Below are 22,338 nucleotides of genomic sequence, written 5' to 3' on the forward strand. Positions count from 1 at the left end.
ATAAGCTGACTCGCTTTTAAGCGGGCAGCGGAACATCTGCCCAAATAATCAGACTGAAGCAGTAAGTGAGAGAACAATGTCGAACAAACCCTTTCATTATCAGGATCCTTTCCCCCTCAGTAAGGATCAAACCGAATATTACCTGTTAACCCGCGATCACGTCTCCGTCTCTAAATTCGAAGGGCAGGAGATCCTCAAGGTTGATCCGCAGGCGCTGACGTTACTGGCGCAGCAGGCTTTCCACGACGCCTCGTTTATGCTCCGCCCTGCGCACCAGCAGCAGGTTGCCGATATCCTGAGCGATCCGCAGGCCAGCGAAAACGACAAATACGTCGCCCTGCAGTTCCTGCGTAACTCGGATATCGCGGCGAAAGGTATTTTACCTACCTGCCAGGACACCGGCACGGCCATCATTGTGGGTAAAAAAGGCCAGCGTGTCTGGACCGGCGGCGGCGACGAAGCGGCGCTGGCGCATGGCGTGTACAACACCTACACCGAAGACAACCTGCGCTACTCGCAAAACGCGGCGCTGGATATGTACAAAGAGGTCAACACGGGCACAAACCTGCCTGCGCAGATTGACCTGTATAGCGTGGACGGTGATGAATACAAATTCCTCTGCATCGCCAAAGGTGGCGGTTCAGCGAACAAAACCTATCTCTACCAGGAAACCAAAGCGCTGCTCACACCGGGCAAGCTGAAGAATTACCTGGTTGAGAAAATGCGCACGCTCGGCACCGCTGCCTGCCCACCGTACCATATTGCCTTTGTGATTGGCGGTACGTCAGCAGAGAGCACCCTGAAAACGGTGAAGCTGGCGTCGACCAAATACTACGACGGCCTGCCTACCGAAGGGAATGAGCACGGCCAGGCGTTCCGCGATGTTCAGCTCGAACAGGAACTGCTGGAAGAAGCGCGTAACCTCGGTCTGGGTGCGCAGTTCGGCGGCAAATATTTTGCCCATGATGTGCGTGTGATCCGTCTGCCGCGCCACGGTGCCTCCTGCCCGGTCGGGATGGGGGTCTCCTGTTCTGCGGATCGTAACATCAAGGCGAAGATCAACCGCGAAGGCGTCTGGATCGAAAAACTGGAGAACAACCCAGGGAAGTACATTCCTGAAGCGTTGCGCAAAGCGGGCGAGGGTGAAGCCGTTCATGTTGACCTGAACCGTCCGATGAAAGAGATTCTGGCGCAGCTGTCTCAGTATCCGGTGTCGACCCGTCTCTCTCTTAACGGAACCATCATCGTTGGTCGTGACATCGCTCACGCGAAACTGAAAGAGCGTCTGGACAATGGTGAAGGGTTGCCGCAGTACATCAAAGATCATCCGATTTACTACGCAGGCCCGGCCAAAACGCCAGAAGGCTACGCCTCTGGCTCGTTAGGCCCGACCACCGCAGGCCGTATGGACTCGTATGTTGACCAGCTGCAGGCCAACGGCGGCAGCATGATCATGCTGGCAAAAGGAAACCGTAGCCAGCAGGTGACGGATGCCTGCCATAAACACGGTGGCTTCTACCTGGGCAGCATCGGCGGTCCGGCTGCCGTACTCGCGCAGGGCAGCATCAAGAGCCTGGAGTGCATTGAATACCCGGAACTGGGTATGGAAGCTATCTGGAAAATTGAAGTGGAAGATTTCCCGGCGTTTATCCTTGTGGATGACAAAGGCAACGACTTCTTCAGGCAGATCCAGTCCTCTCAATGTTCGGCGTGTGTGAAGTAATCTACTATAGCCGGGTGACGTTCACGTCACCCGGCACATCAAAGAGCGCACAAAGCGCCATATCTTTTCTGTAAAGCAATCAATACTTATCTCTGAAGCATGTGAGCAATCCCGACAGTGTTATCAAGGAGAAAGTAATGACTACGGTACGCCGTGAGAAAGACTCTATGGGCGCGATCGATGTCCCGGCTGACAAGCTATGGGGCGCGCAAACCCAGCGTTCGCTGGAACATTTCCGTATTTCGACCGAGAAAATGCCCGTCTCGCTGATTCAGGCGCTGGCGCTCACTAAACGTGCGGCCGCCAAAGTGAATCAGGATTTAGGCCTGCTGGCGGCAGAAAAGGCCACCGCGATTATCACTGCTGCCGATGAAGTGCTGGCCGGCAAGCATCCTGATGAATTCCCCCTCGCCATCTGGCAGACCGGTTCTGGCACCCAGAGCAACATGAATATGAACGAAGTGCTGGCGAACCGGGCAAGCGAACTGCTGGGCGGCGTGCGCGGTATGGAGCGTAAGGTTCACCCGAACGATGACGTAAACAAAAGCCAAAGTTCGAACGACGTCTTCCCGACGGCGATGCACGTGGCGGCGGTGATTGCGCTTCGTGAACAGCTGATCCCGCAGCTCAACGTGCTTAAAACCACCCTTGGCGAGAAGGCGCAGGCTTTCAGCGATATCGTCAAAATAGGACGTACTCACCTGCAGGATGCCACGCCGCTGACGCTCGGCCAGGAGATTTCCGGCTGGGTGGCAATGTTAGAACATAACCTCAAGCACATCGAGTACAGCCTGCCGCATCTTGCAGAGCTGGCGCTGGGCGGAACGGCGGTCGGTACGGGGTTAAATACCCATCCGGAATATGCGGTGCGCGTTGCCGACGAGCTGGCGGCCATCACCGGGCAGCCGTTTATCACGGCGCCGAATAAGTTTGAAGCGCTGGCCACCTGTGATGCGCTGGTTCATACCCACGGTGCCCTCAAGGGGCTGGCAGCGTCGTTGATGAAAATCGCCAATGATGTGCGCTGGCTGGCCTCGGGTCCCCGTTGCGGTATCGGTGAAATTAGCATTCCGGAGAACGAGCCGGGTAGCTCAATCATGCCGGGCAAAGTAAACCCGACCCAATGTGAAGCCATGACCATGCTCTGCTGTCAGGTAATGGGTAACGACGTTGCCGTTAACATGGGCGGCGCATCCGGTAACTTTGAGCTGAACGTCTATCGCCCGATGGTGATTCACAACGTGCTTCAGTCCATACGCCTGCTGGCGGACGGTATGGAGAGTTTCAACGAGCACTGTGCGTCAGGCATTGAGCCAAACCGCGAGCGCATCAGCCAGTTGCTCAATGAGTCGTTGATGCTGGTGACCGCGCTGAATACCCATATCGGCTACGACAAAGCCGCCGAGATTGCGAAAAAAGCGCATAAAGAGGGGCTGACGCTGAAAGCCTCCGCTCTGGCATTGGGTTACCTGACGGAGGCTGAGTTTGATGCATGGGTACGCCCGGAATCGATGGTCGGCAGCCTGAAATAATCACTGCGCCACATACAGGTGCAGCCGCGGAATAATCAGCTGCAGCGGTTGCGCCTGAGGTCTGTAACGATGCTGGACATTTTCAGCATCGTAATTCAGCAGTTCGCCAATATCCGGCACAATGGCCCCCTGATCGGCATCATAAAGAGCGATCAGCGGCGTCGGGCAGGCATACTGTACCTGCTTTTGCTGGCCGGAATACCAGACGCGTGCGATAGGCTGCACCTTCACCGGGCGCTTAATCTTAAGCCGCGTATCCGCCGGCAGTGAGGCGATGCTGTGGTACTCCTGCTCAAGCCGTTCAATCCACTGCTCGCGTGACCACGGTGCGACAGTCCGCGGTGCCTTCAGACTCTTTTCCAGCTGTGCCAGAATGTCATCCCGGGTGAAGTTTTTAATGATGTGCTTGTTGGCCCAGCCGAAGCGAAGCGTAGCGGGATGACGCAGTAGCGTCAGCGTACGGTAGGCATTCAGGGTGATTAATCCCGGTAGCTGTCGGTGTACCCATTCAAAACGGGCGGCAGGGGCCAGACCTGACTCTTCAGTGATGATCTTTTCAAACGTCGCCTTAAGCGTGTTGATATGCGCAATTTGGTTTTCCAGCGCTTCTCGCGTTGTCGCATCAGTTTGCAGGCAGATTACGCCCGGCAGACGAACGGCCGCCTTACTGCTGCGGTTTTCTGACTGCTGCTGGATAAACAGGCGACGGTAGTGCCGCAGCGTCAATTCCAGCGCCGCTTTGCCGATATGCTGCTGTACCTCTATGGTTTCCAGCGGGTCGTGTTCAGCGCCTTTAACCACATCCGGCAAGGTGAAGACGCGCGCGGCTAACAGACGGCAGGTCTGCAAACGTTCGGTCAGAGTCAGTAACTCGTGTTCAATGTCGCGGAACGTGCTGTTCAGCCTTTCGATGAGATCGTACGTCGCCATGATAACTCTTCATTAGTTACAACATACTTATCATATAGCACAGCACGCCGGGTCAGGCCAGCGTGCGATAAAGGTCAGGCAGGGACGGGAAGGGTTATGTTGTGATATACCGGCCAGCTAAAGCAGAAGCGCGCGCCGCCGAGTGCGCTCTCTTCACAATGCACCGTGCCGCCCATCGCCTGCGCAATGGAGTAAACAATTGCCAGCCCGAGGCCACATCCCCCCGTGGCACGATCGCGGCTGGGGTCGAGGCGTACAAACGGCTCAAACACCGTTTCACGCGCTTCCGGGGCGATGCCCGGTCCGTCATCCTCAACCGTCAGACAGGCCTGACTACCCTGTAAATCTAAGCCAATCTGCAGCGTGCTCTCGCTATAGCGCATGGCGTTGTTCATCAGATTATCCAGCACGCGTTCCATCAGACGCATATCCAGTGCGCCATAATCGCCGGGCGTGACGTGTGTCAGCAGGGTACGTTGCGGGTTTACGCTCTGGACATCATCAATATGGGTTTGTAACCAGCCGGGCAGGTCCGGCGTACTGAGGTTCAGTTCGTTTTGCGGGCGATCGAGGCGCGCGTAGGTCAGGAGCTCCTCAATGAGGCCCTCAAGCTGACCAATGTCGCGGTTCAGCGCCTGAGACTCGGCCTCCGTCAGGTTTTCGCTCATCTCCAGCCGATAGCGCAGGCGTACCAGCGGCGTACGCAGCTCGTGAGCAATTCCGTCAATGAGCTGTTTTTTACTGATAATCAGCGCATTGATGTTATCGGCCATCTGGTTAAACGCCACGCCAAGACGTTCGAAGCTGGAACCGCTGTCGAAGTGAATGCGCTCAGTAAAATGCCCGTCACCAAAACGTTGCGCAGCAGATTCCAGTTTCAGCATGTCCTGCCAGTGTGGCCTCATCCAGATAAAGACCGGGAACGCGAGCGAAATGGCAATGAAAGCCAGCAGGGCAAGGTCCAGCAGGCGCATCTGGTGCAGATAATAGAGATAAGGTACCGGCCCCACGGCCAGAACGTAATGGCTCCGTGGAATGCGCTGGATAAAGGTATATTTCTCATCCAGCGCCACAATGTCCCCGTCACGCAGTCGCTGCATGGCGGGTGGCTCTAAATCGAAATCCTTCATCGGCTCGATGCGCAGATCAAACGACAGGTTGAGATCCAGCTCTTTTAAGGTCTTGGCCCAGTCGTGTGGCGGGATCTCTCGCAGCTCGCTGCGCATCAGGTAGAGCGAGCTTTTCATTAAATCATCCAGTGACTGCCTGCCCGCACGTTCGGCGGTGAATTTATAGACCAGCCCAACCAGCATGGTCATCACCAGGAAGCAGACAAACAGCAGGAGATAAAACTGTACGAACAGCTTTTTCATTCAATCTCACCGAAAATCAATACGTTAACAACCTGCGTCGAAGACAAACACGCAAACCCAAACTAGTTACACATACCGCTCGGTTTTTTACGGGGCCCGCATTGTGAGTAATCCCACAGAACGTACCCTTTTGATTTCATACAGTCTTCTATTTTTTGGATCCTGGAATCTTGCTGTTCTATCGTTTCGCCCGGCAGCAGGCGGTTGCGACTGAAGCTTTCGTCCCATGAATTGAGCGAATACTTTCGATCAACGCCGCAGGCGTACAAATCCTCACGGCGTTGTTGCACATTGGTATGGCCCGGGGTCCTGGGATTCTGGATAGTCTGAATATACGGAACATAGTCATAATTACTTGAATCCATATCTGCGACAACGCACCCGGTTAACCCAAAACAGCAGATCAGGCTGAGTGTTCTTATTTTATGCAACTGTCAGACCTCGTCTGCATAATGTTTTAAACAGTGTCGTTCGGGGAACCGGCATCAGGTTTCCCAGGCGTGAGGCGCGAACAGATAGCCCTTGTTACGCACGGTTTTAATGCGGTACGGCTCAGTGGCATTATCCTGCAGTTTTTTACGCAGGCGCGAAATAGCCACGTCAACGCTGCGATCCATTCCGTCGTAGCTGACGCCGCGCAGGTTTTTCAGTAATGCATCGCGATCCATGATCTGCCCGGCGTGGGTTGCCAGTTCCCAGAGCAGGTCAAAATCTGCGGTGGAAAGGGCGATAAGCTCGCCAGAAAGCAGAACCTGACGGTTAATCGGATCAATAGACAAGGTACCAAAACGCATCGCTTTGTGCGGGGTCAGCGACTGAGCAGGCGCTTCTCGATCAACGCTGGCACGCTGGCGTAAATGGAGGCGCAGACGAGCAAGGAGGACGGCAGGGGGCGTGGTTTTCAGAATGTAGTCATTGGCACCCATTTCGAGTGACAAAATATGGTTCATGTCGCTGTCCAGCGAGGTCAGCAGCACGATAGGGCCCTCCCACCGGGCGCGCAGATCGCGGCAGACCGTCATGCCATCTTTGCCGGGCAGCATAATGTCCAGCAGCACCAGGTCCGGGTTTTCACGTAAGACCACCTCTTCGGCACGATCGCCACGAGGCTCAACAATGACGTCCATATCATGCTTACCCAGATAGGCGGCGATCAATTGCCCCACTTCGGGCTCGTCTTCAACATAAACAATCTTATTCATACAACGTCTGTTATCGTGAAAAAAGCCAACATACACCGCACAACCTTAACGTTCCATTAATCTTTCATAATTAACGCCAGTTCCGTTATTCTGGCTCATATTGTTATTTGATTGTTATAGGGAAAAATATGGGGCTGGTGATAAAAGCCGCGTTGGGTGCGCTGGTGGTGTTACTGATTGGTGTTCTGGCTAAAACCAGGAATTATTATATTGCCGGGCTGATCCCACTCTTCCCGACCTTTGCGTTAATAGCGCACTATATTGTCGCCTCAGAACGAGGCACGGAAGCATTGCGTACGACCATCGTGTTCGGGATGTGGTCGATCATCCCTTATTTTCTTTATCTGCTTTCGCTCTGGTACTTCACCGGTTTTATGCGACTTCCCCTGGCGCTGAGCGGGGCCGTTGTCTGCTGGGGGCTCAGCGCCTGGGTGCTTATCTTCTTCTGGAGCCGCTTTCACTAGCGCAGCGGTCGACCGCCGTCCACGGCAAAGGTTCTGCCAGTGACATAGCAACTGGTGAGCAGATAATCGATAAGATCGATAACCTCTTTTTCACCTGGCGCAATTTTCATCAGCGATTTATTCAGCGCCTGCTGGCGATACTCCGCATCATCGTCTTCGTTGAACAAAATCATCGCCGGGGCGATGGCGTTGACCTTAACTTCAGGGGCAAGTTTACGGGCGAACGAACGCGTCATGTTATCGAGTGCGGCTTTACTGGCCGCATAGGCGATGTGCTTGTCGCTGCCGCGCTCCACGACGTAATCGGTGAAATGAATAATATCACCCGCCGCATGTCCGTGACCGCGCAACAGGTCGAGCAGGGCATGGTTCAGCAGATAGGGCGCATTGACGTGGATCTGCAGCATGCAGGAGAGCGTTTCGCTGAGTGGCGTACCGGATTTTTCGGGAAGCCAGGCGCTGGCATTATGGATAATGGCGCGCAGCCCGGGGGTGGTAGATTTCACTTTATCAGCGAAGGCCAGAATACCGTCATCGGTTGAGAAATCGGCCTGAATGCAGATCGCACCGGCTTTGCGTAGCCCCTCAATCGAGGGATATTCGCTGCGGTAACTGATGATGACCGGATGGCGAAGATTGAGAAAGTGATGGGCAAGGGCGAGGCCGATACGACGGCCTCCACCAGTAATCAGTATTGGGCGTTGCTGCGCGTTTCCCATCGTATTCTCCTTTTCAGTTCAACAATGGGAAAGGCGATTCTATCCCATTAACATCCAGGTTGCCGGTACGGCAGCAACCAGTAACAGCCCGATTAAGGCCATCTCACGGCGTCTAAGCGCGTTCTCTAACTGATGCGTGCGGCGGGCGTAGATAAACACCAGCAGGCCCGGTGCATACAACACCACCGACAGCAGCAGATGCATAGGCCCGGAAGCATACAACAACCACAGGCCGTAAATACAGGCTCCGACGCCCACCACATAGTGCGCCGGACGTGTGGCGATTTTTAACAGATATGCACCCACTAAGAAATAGGGTACCAGAATCATCTCCGAGGCGATGGTCAGCAGAGTGTTATAGTCTGAACCTGTGAGCCAGATCAGCACCAGACAGACCTGAACGCTGATGTTGGTCAGCCAGAGTGAGGCCGACGGCGCGCTGTTTTTGTTTTGACGAGCAAACAGGCGTGGAAATGCTTTGTGCGTTGCGGCCAGAAACGGCACTTCTGCCGCCATGATGGTCCAGCTCAGGTACGCGCCGCACACGGAGATAATCAACCCCGCGGCAATCACCACGTCACCCCACGGTCCGAACATTTTCACCATCAGGCCCGCCATCGACGGGTTACGCATTTCGGCCAGTTCAGGACGCGCGACCACACCCAGCGACAGCAGCGTCACCATCAGATACACGCCCAGCGCCGCCAGTACCGCCAGCAGCGTGGCGCGACCCACATCGCGCTTATTCCGCGCCCGGGCAGAGACCACGACGGCCCCTTCAACACCGATGAAGACCCACAGGGTGATCAGCATGGTGTTTTTGACCTGCTCCCAGACCGGTACGCCCAGCGCGACACCGCTGAAATCGAGACTGAACACATCGAGACGGAACGCCATAAAGGCCAGCACGATAAACAGGCCGAGCGGAACCAGTTTGGCCAGGGTTGCCACCAGGTTAATGCTGGCCGCCGTCTGTACGCCACGTAGAATCAGCCAGTGAACAACCCACAGCAGTACCGAGGCGCCCACAATGGACTGCCAGGTATTGCCGTCGCCAAAGAACCGCAGTTCAGGGGTATCGGTAAAGAAACTGAGCGCCGAAAAGACGATCACCAGGTAGGAGACGTTTGCGATGACCGCACACAGCCAGTAGCCCCATGCGGAACAGAAGCCAATCAGTTCGCCGAAACCTTCACGGGCGTAAGTGAAAATCCCCCCATCCAGATCCGGGCGGATGCGGGTCAGAAGCAGCATTGCGAACGCCAGCAACAAAATCCCGGCACCCGTGATGCCCCACCCTATAAGCAGTGCGGCAGGGCTGGCGACCGCTGCCATATTCTGCGGTAAGCTGAACACGCCCGCACCCAGCATTGAGCTCAAAACGAGTGCAGTCAAAGCACTCAGGCCTAGTTTCTTTTCCATTGGCTTCCTGTTATGAAAGGTCCAAATCCAGAATAATTATTTCGCACAGGCGCATAAAAATGGTGGATCACACTAAGGCGCGGGATTTTACGGAGTGTCACGAAAGCATGCAATGACGTGGGGCCGAATTTCAAAAAAAAGTAACAAAAAAGGCGGCATTGCGCCGCCTCGGGTCAACCGTTCTGTTACTTGTACAGGTCGGCGCTGATGGTCACGTTGTTACCACGTTCCTGCCACTGGCGGGTGATGTGGTAATACTTCGCCCCTTTCTTCGCCGCACGTTTCGCGACCTGATAAGAGACTTCCGTCATGTTGCCGTAGTTGCCGGTAAATTTAATGCTGTCGAACGGCACCATCTGCGCTGCAGTGGCTTTGTTCAGCTCTTCAATTTTGGTTCCGTCTGGCAGGGTAACGGAGTAACGGCCACCTTTGGTGGATTGCGTTTCGAAGAAACGGCCCACTTCAGCGCTTGGTGCGGCAGAGGTGGCTACGCCTGGAATTTCCACTTTCTTCGCTTCTTCGCCGCCTTTCGCTATCGCCGCACGACCCGCTTCGGAATCAGCAGGAATAGCGTCCGGGCTTTGCAGAACGCGTTTCTTCGCATCTTCTTTATAGATGAACGCGGTAATGCGCTGGTTGCCACCCTGGTTAGCATCGACCTGACGCACGATAAAGAAAGAGTACGCGCCTTTTTCTTTTGCGGCTTTGGTGATGGCATCGTTCACTTCAGGCTGGCTGCGATAGAAGCCCTGCACGGTGACGGTGTCATAAGGTTCCAGCTCAATCGCCTGATCTTTCGGTAATTCAACGACGCCGTTAATCACGCGGTTTTTCGGTGCGTCAGCTTTCGGCGCATTGTCTTTATACAGCGCAATGGTCACGCGCTGGTTACCGCTGTTGCCGGAGTCAGACTGATCAACAACGTAAAACGAGGCCGCACCGTTTTTATCGGCGGCTTTTGATGCGGCGGCGACGGCATCGCCAATAGAATTATAACGACCCACAATGACCGTATGGTCAAAAGGTTTTAACGCTGCCGCTTGCTCCGGCGTTAACTCTGTCGCGGCATTCGCAGACAGGGCGGTCGCGGAGAGAAGTGCGGACGCCAGGAGTGTGTTCTTAAGCTTCATAAAAATAATCCTTCGCCTTGCGCAAACCATGTACTGGTATTGTTGTTAATTTGAGACGGTCCCGATTATGGCATTTAAAACCCGTCGCTGTCTGCGCCATTTTTCACAGCCTGTGCTCACTGAATCATCTGATTTGATAACATTTAGTGATATGTTGAAAAAACAGGCGTCTGACAAGCAAAACTGATAAAGCTTATGACTTTTACAAGTTAATTTAATGTTAATAAGTTGTTCTCTAATGGCGCTATATCATGTTTTTACCGCTTCGCTTGCGCTATTTATCGGTCTCAGCGATGAATTTAAGGTAAATATCACTGTCAGCGACGCAGATCACTTATTTTTCACAGATAAAGTAAGAAATAGTGTTTTCTGGCGGTAGATCACGGGCGTTATTTTCAGTAGGTTATAGAAAGTTTGTTACTGTTTTATTTTCTGGGGTTAATCATATGTCGTCGCTGTCCTGCTGGCGAAAGTTGATACAAACCGCGGGCATTTATCGACAAACCATCATCAAAAACCGATGGAAGGGAAAACTATGCGTATTGGGGTACCAAAAGAACGGTTAGCCAATGAAACCCGCGTAGCGGCAACACCGAAAACGGTGGAGCAACTGCTTAAACTGGGTTTTACCGTCGCAGTTGAACGCGGCGCGGGCAAACTGGCGAGTTTCGATGACGAGGCCTTTATTCAGGCTGGCGCGGAAGTGGTGGACGGTGCTGAAGTCTGGCAGTCGCCCGTTATTCTCAAGGTTAATGCGCCGGAAGAGAGCGAGATTGAACTGCTGAATCCTGGCACGACGCTGGTGAGCTTCATCTGGCCTGCACAGAATCCTGAGTTGATGGAGAAGCTGGCAGCACGTGGCGTGACCGTGATGGCCATGGACTCCGTGCCGCGTATTTCGCGCGCGCAGTCGCTGGATGCCTTAAGTTCCATGGCGAATATCGCCGGTTACCGCGCGATTGTTGAGGCGGCGCATGAGTTTGGTCGCTTCTTTACCGGTCAGATCACTGCGGCAGGGAAAGTGCCTCCGGCGAAAGTGATGGTGATTGGCGCGGGCGTGGCGGGTCTTGCGGCTATCGGCGCGGCAAACAGCCTGGGCGCTATCGTACGCGCTTTTGACACCCGCCCTGAAGTAAAAGAACAAGTCCAAAGTATGGGTGCCGAATTCCTTGAGCTGGACTTCAAGGAAGAAGCGGGCAGCGGTGACGGTTACGCGAAGGTCATGTCCGAAGCCTTTATCAAAGCGGAAATGGAACTCTTCGCCGCGCAGGCCAAAGATGTCGACATCATTGTCACTACCGCGCTTATCCCCGGTAAACCCGCGCCGAAGCTGATTACCCGTGAGATGGTTGACTCAATGAAGTCGGGCAGTGTGATCGTCGACCTGGCGTCGCAGAACGGTGGCAACTGTGAATACACCGTGCCAAATCAGGTGACCACAACCGCTAACGGCGTGAAGGTGATCGGGTATACCGATTTGCCGGGCCGTCTGCCAACCCAGTCTTCTCAGCTGTACGGTACCAACCTTGTTAACCTGCTGAAACTGCTCTGCAAAGAGAAAGACGGCAACATCACCGTTGATTTTGACGATGTTGTTGTGCGTGGCGTAACGGTGGTGCGTGAAGGCGAAATCACCTGGCCTGCGCCACCGATTCAGGTGTCCGCGCAGCCTCAGGCGGCACCGAAAGCGGCACCTGAGCCTAAAGAGCCTGCTAAACCGGCTTCTCCGTGGCGTAAGTACGCGATCATGGCGCTGGTCATTATTCTGTTTGGCTGGCTGGCAGATGTCGCGCCGAAAGAATTCCTCGGCCACTTTACCGTCTTCGCGCTCTCGTGTGTGGTGGGGTACTACGTCGTGTGGAATGTCTCCCATGCGCTGCATACGCCACTGATGTCGGTCACTAACGCCATCTCCGGGATTATCGTGGTCGGGGCGCTGCTGCAGATTGGCCACGGCGGCTGGGTAAGCTTCCTGAGCTTTATCGCGGTGCTGATCGCCAGTATCAATATTTTCGGTGGGTTCACCGTGACTCAGCGCATGCTGAAAATGTTTCGTAAAGGCTAAGGGGTAGCATATGTCTGGAGGATTAGTCACAGCCGCATACATTGTTGCTGCAATCCTGTTTATTTTCAGTCTGGCGGGACTTTCCAAACACGAAACGTCTCAGCAGGGAAATAACTTTGGTATCGCCGGGATGGCGATTGCGCTGATTGCCACCATCTTCGGGCCGGACACCGGCAACGTTGCATGGATCCTGGTGGCGATGATCATCGGTGGCGCGATTGGTATTCGCCTGGCGAAACGCGTTGAAATGACCGAGATGCCGGAGCTGGTGGCCATTCTGCACAGCTTTGTGGGGCTGGCGGCGGTGCTGGTGGGCTTCAACAGCTACCTGTACCACACACCCGGTCTGGAACCGATTCTGGTCAATATCCATCTGACGGAAGTGTTCCTCGGCATCTTCATTGGTGCGGTGACCTTCACCGGCTCAATTGTCGCGTTCGGCAAACTGCGCGGTAAGATCTCTTCTAAACCGCTGATGCTGCCAAACCGTCACAAGCTGAACCTGGCGGCGCTGGTCGTGTCCTTTGTGCTGCTGGTGGTCTTCGTGCGCACTGAAAGCGTGGGCCTGCAGGTGCTGGCGTTACTGGTGATGACCCTGATTGCTCTGGCCTTTGGCTGGCACCTGGTGGCCTCCATTGGTGGTGCCGATATGCCAGTGGTTGTCTCCATGCTGAACTCCTACTCCGGTTGGGCCGCGGCAGCAGCAGGCTTCATGCTGAGCAACGACCTGTTGATCGTCACCGGTGCGCTGGTCGGTTCTTCTGGTGCGATCCTGTCTTACATCATGTGTAAGGCGATGAACCGTTCGTTTATCAGCGTTATCGCGGGTGGCTTTGGTTCTGACGGCTCCTCAACCGGTTCTGACGAAGAAGTGGGTGAGCACCGTGAGATCACCGCGGAAGATACCGCAGAGATGCTGAAAAACTCACACTCGGTCATCATTACCCCAGGCTACGGCATGGCGGTGGCGCAGGCTCAGTATCCGGTTGCGGAGATCACCGAGAAGCTGCGTGCGCGTGGTATCAAGGTTCGCTTTGGCATTCACCCGGTAGCGGGGCGTCTGCCAGGCCACATGAACGTGCTGCTGGCGGAAGCGAAAGTGCCTTACGACATCGTGCTGGAGATGGATGAGATCAACGATGATTTCACCGATACCGACACCGTCCTGGTTATTGGTGCCAACGACACCGTTAACCCGGCGGCGCAGGACGATCCGCGTAGCCCAATCGCCGGTATGCCGGTTCTGGAAGTGTGGAAGGCGCAGAACGTGATTGTCTTCAAACGTTCCATGAACACCGGTTATGCAGGGGTTCAGAACCCGCTGTTCTTCAAAGAGAACACGCACATGCTGTTTGGCGATGCAAAAGCCAGTGTCGATGCGATTCTGAAATCGCTGTAAATCAGCGACAAAAAAACCGCCGGAAACGGCGGTTTTTTTATGTCTGAACTTAGTCGTCTTCCGGGTCGTCCAGTTCAACCGGTGTCTGATACTCATCCGGCTTGATGACCAGCAGGTCACAGCGCAGATGGTCGATCACCTGTTCGGCGGTATTGCCCAGGAACGCGGCAGAAATACCGGTCCGGCCAATGGTACCCAGTACCACAATCCCCGCCTGCAGATGTTCTGCTAAATCCGGGATCACCTCTTCAGGTAACCCTTTTTCCACATGTGTCATTTTCTCATCGATGCTGAATTTCTGGCGTAACGCCTTCATGGCCAGCAGGTGCTGCCCCCGGATCGCATCGTTATACACGCTCGGGTCAAATTCAGGCAGCTCGATGGCAATATTAATCGGTGTTACCGGGTAAGCGCCCACCAGATGGACTTCAGTGTGGTTAACCTGCTCGGCAAGCTGGATCGTCTCCTTGACCAGCTTTTCATTGAGCGAATTGTGGTAATCCTCCTCGCTCGCCAGGTTGACAGCCACGACGGCCTTGCCGCCTTCTGGCCACGGCTGGTCTTTTACCATCCACACCGGGCAAGGGCATTTACGCAGCAGGTGCCAGTCGGTAGGGGTAAAGATCACGGATTCCAGCTTGTCGTGCTGGTGCGCCATTTTCAGCAACAGGTCGTGCCCACCGGCGACCACTTCCTGGATAATGGCTTCGAAAGGTCGGTTATGCCAGACCACTTTAATATCGATAGGAACACCCGCTTCCAGGTAATATTTGGCCTGTTCACGGATCCACGCGGTACGCTGGCTGATCACTCCCTGACGCATTGCGGTGCGTTCGTCAGGCGACAGAAGGGTGGTCATCTCATAAGAGAAGTCATAGATCGGCAAAAACGCTTTGATTTTGCCACCAATCCGTTGATGTAGATACACAGCACGTCGTAATGCCGGCTGATCGTCCTGGTTAGGATCGATAGCCACCAGCATGTTTTGATACTTTGCCATACAGGTCTCCTTACTACTGTCACCACAGTCTGTAATTAAAAGAGTAACCTATATATCTTGAATGAAACAGGGGGGAAGTTTTTGTCAGATCAATAAATCATGAAAATCTGTCACAGAAAAAGAACCGTTGTCGTTACCGCGATAAAGGCAATCAACAGCAGTACCATCACCGCAATCGCAAACGTCGTTGAATCCTGTACATAGGTTTTTTCTTCACCCTTCATTGGCCCGACAAGCATGATCCAGATGAATATGAAGGTCACTGAGGCGATAACGACTGAAACGAAAAATAAACTTTCTCTCAATTCATAACCTCAACAAGAACCTTTCAGGGACTGAGTGGGGCGGTGCCAGGGAAACGTGGTGAAACGGAAGTGGTGACGTACCAGACCAATAAATCATAAAAATTTATCGGCCTGGCATCAATCATGCGGGGGCGTTATGCCACGTTGCGGGAGTGACCGGCAAGAACGGCCAGAGCTTCACCGTTTTCGATGGTAATGTATTTACCCTTAACGGCCAGCATTCCGCTTTTCTGGAAACGACCCAGCAGACGGCTGATGGTTTCCACGGTCAGGCCCAGGTAGTTACCGATATCGCCACGCGTCATGGTCAGACGGAATTCACGCGGGGAGAAACCGCGCTCCGCGAAGCGGCGTGAGAGGTTATAGATAAACGCGGCCAGGCGTTCTTCTGCATTCTTTTTGGAAAGCAGCAGAATCATGTCCTGATCGCCTTTGATCTCACCGCTCATCAGACGCATCATCTGCTGACGCAGATTGGGCATTTTGCCTGAGAGATCGTCCAGCGTTTCAAACGGGATTTCGCAAACCATTGAGGTTTCCAGCGCCTGAGCAAAGCTCGGGTGATGGCCAGTACCGATGGCATCAAAGCCAACCAGGTCACCCGCCAGATGGAAGCCGGTGATCTGCTCATCACCCTGTTCAGTGATGGTGTAGCTTTTGATGGTGCCAGAACGGATAGCATAGAGCGATTTCAGTTCGTCTCCCGCTTTAAACAGCGTCTGCCCTTTCTGAATAGGCTTTTTGCGCTCGATGATATTATCAAGCTGATCGAGTTCATGCTCATTCAGGGTAAACGGGATACAGAGCTGGCTGATGCTGCAATCCTGGCAATGGATAGCACAACCGCCAGACTGAATGCGTCGTATAATTCGCTTTTCCGGGATCATAGGTTTGCTCAAGCCTTAATTGATATTGGTCAATTTTAACATCTTTTTGGTAAGTACGTAAGCCTGCCAAACCATCAATAAGGACAAGAGACGGCAACCTGTTGCCATCTTCTTGAAATTCCACAGCTTGATTATGGATTTTTAGCCTAACCGGAAGAAAATTAAGCACTAAAAGCCTGGAAACTAGAGCAGGAGATACCCCTCGTGACGCAGTAACCACTCCTTGCGCTGCACGCCACCGGCATAGCCGGTCAGGGTGCCGTTGCGGCCAATCACGCGGTGGCAGGGGACCACAATACTGACGGGGTTAGCGCCATTTGCCGCGCCGACCGCGCGGGCCGCGCCGGCACGGCCGAGCTGCCCGGCGAGCTGGCCGTAATGCATGACCTGTCCGCACGGAATACTGCGCAGCGCCTGCCACACTTCGCGCTGGAAAGGTGTGCCTGCCGTGGCGGTCGGCAGGGTGTCAATGATGCTGAGATCGCCCTCGAAGTACGCCGTCAGTTTGTCGCTCAGGCCGCCGGGGTTGGTGGCGCTGATACGTTCATAACCCTGCGCGCGATAGTGCACGTTGAGCAACGTGTCCATCCTGTCGCTGTGTTCTTCCCACTCAACGGCGCGCAGACAGAACTGCTCGTCTGCAATCACCCACAGTGGACCAAGCGGCGTGGCAATTTTATCTTCGAGTAATCTCAGCATCGTTAATCCTTTAGTGCAGCCTTGGGTAAATCCCCGGCCCAATCGGCAGACCGACAAGATACCATGCCACCAGCATCACCAGCCATACCCCTAAAAAGATAAGCGGATAGGGTAAAACCAGCGAATAGTAGGTACCCAGTTTTGCCTCTGGTTTATAGCGCTGCAGGAAGCCTAAAAACAGCGGAACAAACGGTGAGACCGGTGCCAGCGGGATGACGGAGGAGTCTGCGATACGGAACAGGATCTGGGCAAACGCCGGGTGGAACCCCAGCATCATAAACATCGGCACAAAGATGGGGGCCAGAATCGACCAGATAGCCGAGCCGCTGGCGATAAACATGCACAGCAGTGACGACAGCAGCGCAAGGCCGACAAATGCCGGGACGCCGCTTAACCCCGCCGCTTCCAGCGCATCGGTCAGCCCCACGGCCATAAATTTGCCCATGTTGCTCCAGTTAAACATCGCCACGAACTGCGCCAGCGGGAACACCATCACAATAAAGCCCGCCATCTCTTTCATGGGTTCGATCATCAGCTGCGGCAGATCGCCCTGACGGCGAATTTTGCCGGTGGCGATCCCATAGGCGAGCGAAACGACAAAGAAAAACAGAATAATCAGCGGCACAATGCCCTGAATAAACGGCGAGGGGAGAACGGTATGTTTAACCGGATCGCGCAGGATGCCGTTTTCCGGTACCACCATCAGCGCGACCGCGGCAATAAACGCCAGCGAGACCACGCCTGCCACGCGCAGGCCAACGCGTTGCTCTTTACTCAGCGTCTCCAGCTTCTCATCGCTTCGGCCTTCCCATTTCCCTAAACGCGGCTCAATGAGCTTATCGGTAATCAGTCCGCCCACCAGGGTCAGCAGGACCACCGAGCTGGCCATAAAGTACCAGTTGTCGATGACGCTGACGTGCATCGCGGTGTCGATGGTTTTGGCCGCCTCCGTGCTGATGCCTGAGAGCAGGACATCGGTGGTCACGATCAGCAGGTTGGCGGTAAAGCCGCAGCCTACGCCCGCAATTGCCGACAGCAGACCCGCCACGGGATGGCGTCCGACGGCGAGGAAAATCAGAGCGCCCATGGGCGGCATGATCACCAGCGCGGCATCAGAGGAGATGTGGCTAAAGAAGGCGATAAACAGCACCATGTAGCTGGCGTAACGTGCGCTGACGTGGGAGGCCATTTTCACCATCAGCGCCGGTAACAGACCGACACGCTCGGCAAGCCCGGCGCCCAGTACCAGCGCCAGAATGGCCCCCAGCGGGGCGAAGCCGCTGAAGTTTTTAACCACATTCGGTAAGAACCAGTGCAACCCTTCGACACTTAACAGGTTCTTGACCGCCACCATACTGCCATCGGCCGGACTGCGCACGCTGACATCAAAGGCGGACAGCACCGCTGTCGCCACCATCAAAACCACGATCAACCAGATAAAAAGCAGGAAAGGGTGCGGCACTTTATTGCCGATCCTTTCAACCCAGCCATAGAGCTTACCGGATGGGGAATGCGAAGGTATGGAAGACATACTCATGGGCGTTCCTCGGGACTGTTGTTGTGTTGTTGTGTTGTGTTTTGTTATTTTAAAGGTGACGGTGTCACGCCTGCCGGAATCGGACACACGTACGGCTTTTCGGTGATTTGTTGTTCGAACTCTTCCCGGCATTGTTGCAGCAGCGTTGCATCCTGGAGCAGATTTAGCGCGGTTGCGCCCATCACTTTTCCGGCCAGCAGCATGCCTTTATGAGCAATGGAGGTTCGCCCCTGAGCCACGAGTTGCCAGGTATGCAAAGGCGTTCCGATGGTAAAGCAGGGGCTGAAACACTGTGCCACCGGCATTTTCCAGCTGACATCGCCCACATCGGTTGACCCGGCCAGTACGTTATCGGTAATGGCGTAAGGTGCGACCTCATCTGTCAGTAACATCTCCTGCTGACGGCGCGCAAAAGCGTTACCGGCTTCTCCCCCCGTCGCGGCAATGTTCTTCAGGCTGTTTTGCAGGTCATTTGGCGTTAGCGTGGCACGAATATCCTGCGCAAACTGGCGCTCCTCTTCCGTCCACTCCGGTGTGCCGTAATGTTGCAGGGCGCGATACATCGCCGCTTCGAGCGTGCGGTTGGGCAGGTAGCTGGAGCAGGCTTTATCAAAGCGACACGCAACGGTGGTTTCGGTCATCATTGCCGCGCCCTGAGCGATTTTCTCGATACGTTCGTAGATCTGCTGCGCATCGGCCATTTCCGGCGCGCGGATCAGATACAGCACTTCAGCCTGCGCCTGCACCACGTTGGGTGAGATTCCACCGGTATCGGTGATAGCGTAATGAACGCGCGCTTTCTCAATGATGTGTTCGTTGAGGAAATTGGTGCCGGTGGTCATCAGCGTTACGGCATCCAGCGCGCTACGCCCCAGATGTGGCGAGTTAGCAGCATGTGCCGCCACGCCGTGAAACCGCCAGGCGGCCTGAATATTGGCCAGCGTGCTGACGTTAAACATGCCGGCAAATGCTTCAGGGTGCCAGGTGACGGCGGCATCAACGTCATCAAACAAACCTTCGCGCACCATAAAGGTTTTCCCTGAACCGCCTTCTTCACCAGGACAGCCGTAGAAACGCACGGTGCCGCTCCCCCCGTGCTGCTCCAGCCAGCTTTTCACCGCAATGGCACCCGCCAGCGCTGCCGTTCCCAGCAAATTGTGGCCACAGCCGTGGCCGTTGGCACCCGGCGTGGCGGACTGTGCCGTCGCGCAATGTGCCTGCTGGCTCAATCCGGCCAGAGCATCATATTCCCCCAGCAGGGCGATAACGGGTTTACCGCTGCCGAAGCAGGCGATAAAGGCATTCGGAATCCCGCCGGCTTCACGGGTCAGGGTGAAACCTTCCGCTTCCAGCGCGCCGGCAATCCGTTCCGCGGACCAGAACTCTTCAAAACGCGTTTCAGGGTGATCCCAGATGTCGTCGGCAATGTCGGTTAACAGCTGACATCGCGTGTCGATGGCATCGGCAATAAAAGCGTAGTTCTCCTGCATTACACACCTCGCGTCCACGGGAAATTAAGCGCAGTGCGCGCCAGCGTTTCGATAGCGAGGTTCATGACCTGCTCATCAAAATCAAATTTTTCATTGTGATGACCTGCGCTTAACTCGGTACCGAACACCATATACGACGCCATTCCGCCGTTCTGTTGCACGCGGGCCATCATCAGCGTCGCGTCTTCGGAACCTGCGGGGGCGTTGACTCTGTCAATGGCCTGCACCACGCCGGTCACCAGGCTTGCCTGCTGGCGCAGATAATCTACCCAGGCCGGTGTAGGGGCACTGGCGGTGGCGGCGCCCATCAGACGCATCTCGACGCTCACGCCGTAGAGTGCCGCCGCACCGGTAATCACGGCCTGCGCGCGTTCAAAGACGTACTGGTTAATGGCTTCGCTTACGCCGCGGGTTTCAACCTTGAGCAGGGCGTTAGCCGGCACGACGTTGCGTCCGCTGCCGGCCTGCATCACGCCGACATTCACCCGCGATGCACCTTCGCTGTGTGGGGCAATGCTGTGAAGCGCGATAGCGGCCTGAGCCGCGGCGAGCAGGGCATTACGGCCGTCCTCCGGTTTACCACCGGCGTGTGCGGCAACCCCGGTAAAATGCACATCGAACTTGGTGGTGGCCATAAAGTTATCGCTGCCGCAAATCACCACACCGGCGGGCACACCGGTGCCAATGTGAATCGCGGTGAAGTAGTCCACATCGTCGAGCGCCCCGGCGGCCACCATGGCGCGAGCGCCTCGGGTGCCTTCCTCGGCAGGCTGGAAGATCAGTTTGATGGTGCCATTGAGTTGCGATTCATTCTGCTTAAGCACGTGCGCCAGCCCCAGACCAATGGTGGTGTGGCCATCGTGACCGCAGGCGTGCATCATCCCCGGGTTGCAGGAGGCAAATCCGTCGCGGAACGGGCGATGGCTGTCATCGAGTGCTTCGCTTAAATCCAGCGCGTCCATATCCACGCGAAACGCCAGCGTCGGTCCTGGGCGGCCGGTATTCAGGGTCGCCACAATGCCGGTAAATCCCCCTTCAAACGGGGCCAGCCATTTCTCTGGTGCGCCTTGCGCCCGGGCACGGGCAAACTCTCGCGCCAGCGTGGCGTCATCGGGTAATCCCATACGGCTTTCGGCGTCCACCACGTCGCGGCCCATCGCCAGCGAATAACCCAGCTGGTCTAAGATTTCCGCGACTTTCGCCGCCGTGCGAAATTCGAGCCATCCGGACTCCGCGAAATGGTGAAAATCGCGACGCCATGCGCTCAGTTGTGGGGCTAATGTCTGGATGTACTGCGCCAGTGATTCCATATCTGTTCCTGTCATCATTAAAATATGTGAACTGCTTCACGCTGTGATAGTTTTTACTTATCACTAACCGTTTTTTCACAGTTTTAACCGTTCAGGAATTACCCTCGCACATCCATTTCCATTAAAGTAGATGACAGTTTCTTTACTCTGATAAACAACGGTTATCGGTCGGGCTATGTCATTTCAGATTAAATTTCATCAAATCCGGGCGTTTGTTGAAGTCGCGCGTCAGGGCAGTATCCGCGGTGCCAGCAGGACGCTTAATCTTTCGCAACCGGCGCTGACTAAATCGATCAAAGAGCTGGAAGAGGGGATGGCGGCTCAGCTTTTTGTGCGCAGGAGTAAAGGCGTCGCATTGACCGAATGTGGGGAAGGGTTTTACTCGCGCGCCAGGCTGATTCTGGAAGAGTTACGCGCGGCGCAGGATGATATCCGCCAGCGCCAGGGGGAACTGGCCGGGCAGATTAACATTGGAATGGGAGCCAGTATTTCGCGAAGCCTTATGCCCGCGGTGATCACCCGCTTTCATGCACGACATCCGCAGGTAAAAGTCCGGATTATGGAAGGGCAACTGGTGTCGATGATCAATGAATTACGCCAGGGCGAGCTGGATTTCACCATCAATACCTATTATCAGGGGCCGTACGATCATGAGTTTACGTTTGAGAAATTGTTCGAAAAGCCTTTCGCCGTATTTTGTCGGGAAGGGCATCCGGCGACGGGCGCGACATCCATTACCGAATTGCTGAATTATAACTGGACAATGCCGACGCCACGCGGGAGTTATTATAAGCAATTAGAAGATGTTTTTACTCATCGCTCGCAAATACCGCGCATTGACGTTGTCTGCGAAACGTTTTCTTCCTGCATTAGTCTTGTTGCACAAAGTGATTTTTTAAGTATCCTGCCAAAGGAACTGGGCTGTGACCCGCTGCTGGCGCACCGTCTGGTTATGCTGCCCGTTGTCGAATCGCTACCTAAAGCGGCCTATTATTTAATTCAGCGCCGTGATTCTCGTCAGACACCCCTGACCGAATCGTTAATTACGCAATTCAGAAGAGAGGCGCGGAAAATAGTATCGGAGTGAAGCGGAGAGGAAAATAAAAAAACAGAGCCTGTCCGACATCAGACAGACCCTACAACACACAGCA

Annotated in this window: 18 protein-coding genes; 6 read left to right on the forward strand and 12 right to left on the reverse strand. The window is 54.8% G+C overall.

Translation table 11 applies throughout. From position 1 onward, the window contains the following. Window positions 1-76: 76 nt before the first annotated feature. A complete protein-coding gene (fumA, locus tag JTA15_RS05380; protein WP_219372939.1) occupies window positions 77-1,723 on the forward strand; it encodes a class I fumarate hydratase FumA in 1,647 nt (548 codons plus the stop codon). A 137-nt stretch (window positions 1,724-1,860) separates the two neighbouring features. Continuing rightward, window positions 1,861-3,255 carry a class II fumarate hydratase gene (fumC, locus tag JTA15_RS05385; RefSeq protein ID WP_032678032.1) on the forward strand — a complete coding sequence of 465 codons (1,395 nt, stop codon included), beginning with the start codon at window positions 1,861-1,863 and terminating at the stop codon, window positions 3,253-3,255. Here the strand turns inward: fumC and tus are convergent, their stop codons facing one another. From tus to rstA, 3 genes are all read right to left on the reverse strand, one after another. Further along, the gene (gene tus, locus JTA15_RS05390) at window positions 3,256-4,185 is read right to left on the reverse strand and encodes a DNA replication terminus site-binding protein (protein WP_032678034.1); all 930 of its coding nucleotides are present in this window, start codon (window positions 4,183-4,185) and stop codon (window positions 3,256-3,258) included. It lies immediately after the preceding gene. A 74-nt stretch (window positions 4,186-4,259) separates the two neighbouring features. Continuing rightward, window positions 4,260-5,558 carry a two-component system sensor histidine kinase RstB gene (rstB, locus tag JTA15_RS05395; protein ID WP_014169816.1) on the reverse strand — a complete coding sequence of 433 codons (1,299 nt, stop codon included), beginning with the start codon at window positions 5,556-5,558 and terminating at the stop codon, window positions 4,260-4,262. Between the two features lie 485 nt (window positions 5,559-6,043). Further along, window positions 6,044-6,760: a two-component system response regulator RstA gene (rstA, locus tag JTA15_RS05400; RefSeq protein ID WP_219372940.1), complete on the reverse strand. Its 717-nt coding sequence runs from the start codon at window positions 6,758-6,760 to the stop codon at window positions 6,044-6,046. 128 nt (window positions 6,761-6,888) lie between these two features. Here rstA and JTA15_RS05405 point away from each other — a divergent pair, with 128 nt between their 5' ends. Then, window positions 6,889-7,224, forward strand: a complete 336-nt coding sequence (locus JTA15_RS05405) for a GlpM family protein (protein WP_025204336.1) — start codon at window positions 6,889-6,891, stop codon at window positions 7,222-7,224. Here JTA15_RS05405 and folM read toward each other — a convergent pair. The 3 genes from folM to ydgH all read right to left on the reverse strand — a co-directional run bounded on the left by folM (window position 7,221) and on the right by ydgH (window position 10,495). After that, a complete protein-coding gene (gene folM, locus JTA15_RS05410) occupies window positions 7,221-7,943 on the reverse strand; it encodes a dihydromonapterin reductase (RefSeq protein ID WP_020884311.1) in 723 nt (240 codons plus the stop codon). The two genes, JTA15_RS05405 and folM, sit on opposite strands and share 4 nt — an antisense overlap. A 39-nt stretch (window positions 7,944-7,982) precedes the next feature. Next, window positions 7,983-9,365 carry an amino acid permease gene (locus tag JTA15_RS05415; RefSeq protein WP_020884310.1) on the reverse strand — a complete coding sequence of 461 codons (1,383 nt, stop codon included), beginning with the start codon at window positions 9,363-9,365 and terminating at the stop codon, window positions 7,983-7,985. Window positions 9,366-9,550: 185 nt separating this feature from the next. Beyond that, window positions 9,551-10,495 (reverse strand): DUF1471 family protein YdgH, encoded by a 945-nt coding sequence (ydgH, locus tag JTA15_RS05420; protein WP_020884309.1) that lies wholly within the window; start codon window positions 10,493-10,495, stop codon window positions 9,551-9,553. 535 nt (window positions 10,496-11,030) lie between these two features. On the opposite strand from ydgH, the gene pntA reads away from it, so the two are divergent. Next, the gene (gene pntA, locus JTA15_RS05425) at window positions 11,031-12,560 is read left to right on the forward strand and encodes a Re/Si-specific NAD(P)(+) transhydrogenase subunit alpha (protein WP_020884308.1); all 1,530 of its coding nucleotides are present in this window, start codon (window positions 11,031-11,033) and stop codon (window positions 12,558-12,560) included. A 10-nt stretch (window positions 12,561-12,570) separates the two neighbouring features. Continuing rightward, on the forward strand, window positions 12,571-13,959 hold the full coding sequence (gene pntB, locus JTA15_RS05430; RefSeq protein WP_025204333.1) for a Re/Si-specific NAD(P)(+) transhydrogenase subunit beta: 1,389 nt from the start codon (window positions 12,571-12,573) through the stop codon (window positions 13,957-13,959). A 49-nt stretch (window positions 13,960-14,008) separates the two neighbouring features. On the opposite strand, the gene uspE is transcribed toward pntB, so the two are convergent. The 6 genes from uspE to JTA15_RS05465 all read right to left on the reverse strand — a co-directional run bounded on the left by uspE (window position 14,009) and on the right by JTA15_RS05465 (window position 21,187). Beyond that, entirely contained in the window at window positions 14,009-14,959 is a 951-nt protein-coding gene (gene uspE, locus JTA15_RS05435) for a universal stress protein UspE (RefSeq protein WP_014169827.1), read from the reverse strand. A 439-nt stretch (window positions 14,960-15,398) separates the two neighbouring features. Further along, entirely contained in the window at window positions 15,399-16,151 is a 753-nt protein-coding gene (fnr, locus tag JTA15_RS05445) for a fumarate/nitrate reduction transcriptional regulator Fnr (RefSeq protein WP_014070017.1), read from the reverse strand. 183 nt (window positions 16,152-16,334) lie between these two features. Beyond that, complete coding sequence (gene ogt, locus JTA15_RS05450; RefSeq protein ID WP_020884306.1) at window positions 16,335-16,850, reverse strand: methylated-DNA--[protein]-cysteine S-methyltransferase; 516 nt, start codon at window positions 16,848-16,850, stop codon at window positions 16,335-16,337. 10 nt (window positions 16,851-16,860) lie between these two features. Continuing rightward, window positions 16,861-18,387: a p-aminobenzoyl-glutamate transporter gene (abgT, locus tag JTA15_RS05455; RefSeq protein WP_020884305.1), complete on the reverse strand. Its 1,527-nt coding sequence runs from the start codon at window positions 18,385-18,387 to the stop codon at window positions 16,861-16,863. 44 nt (window positions 18,388-18,431) lie between these two features. After that, entirely contained in the window at window positions 18,432-19,877 is a 1,446-nt protein-coding gene (locus tag JTA15_RS05460; protein WP_063925037.1) for a M20 family metallopeptidase, read from the reverse strand. Continuing rightward, complete coding sequence (locus JTA15_RS05465) at window positions 19,877-21,187, reverse strand: M20 family metallo-hydrolase (protein ID WP_151712249.1); 1,311 nt, start codon at window positions 21,185-21,187, stop codon at window positions 19,877-19,879. The genes JTA15_RS05460 and JTA15_RS05465 overlap by 1 nt, the downstream gene beginning before the upstream one ends. A gap of 175 nt (window positions 21,188-21,362) precedes the next feature. Between JTA15_RS05465 and JTA15_RS05470 the strand changes: the two genes are divergently transcribed. Then, complete coding sequence (locus JTA15_RS05470) at window positions 21,363-22,274, forward strand: LysR family transcriptional regulator (protein ID WP_025204330.1); 912 nt, start codon at window positions 21,363-21,365, stop codon at window positions 22,272-22,274. The last annotated feature ends 64 nt before the right edge of the window (window positions 22,275-22,338 follow it).

This window comes from Enterobacter sp. BIDMC 29 (assembly GCF_019378755.1).
In the GTDB taxonomy this organism is placed as follows: Bacteria; Pseudomonadota; Gammaproteobacteria; order Enterobacterales; family Enterobacteriaceae; genus Enterobacter; species Enterobacter ludwigii.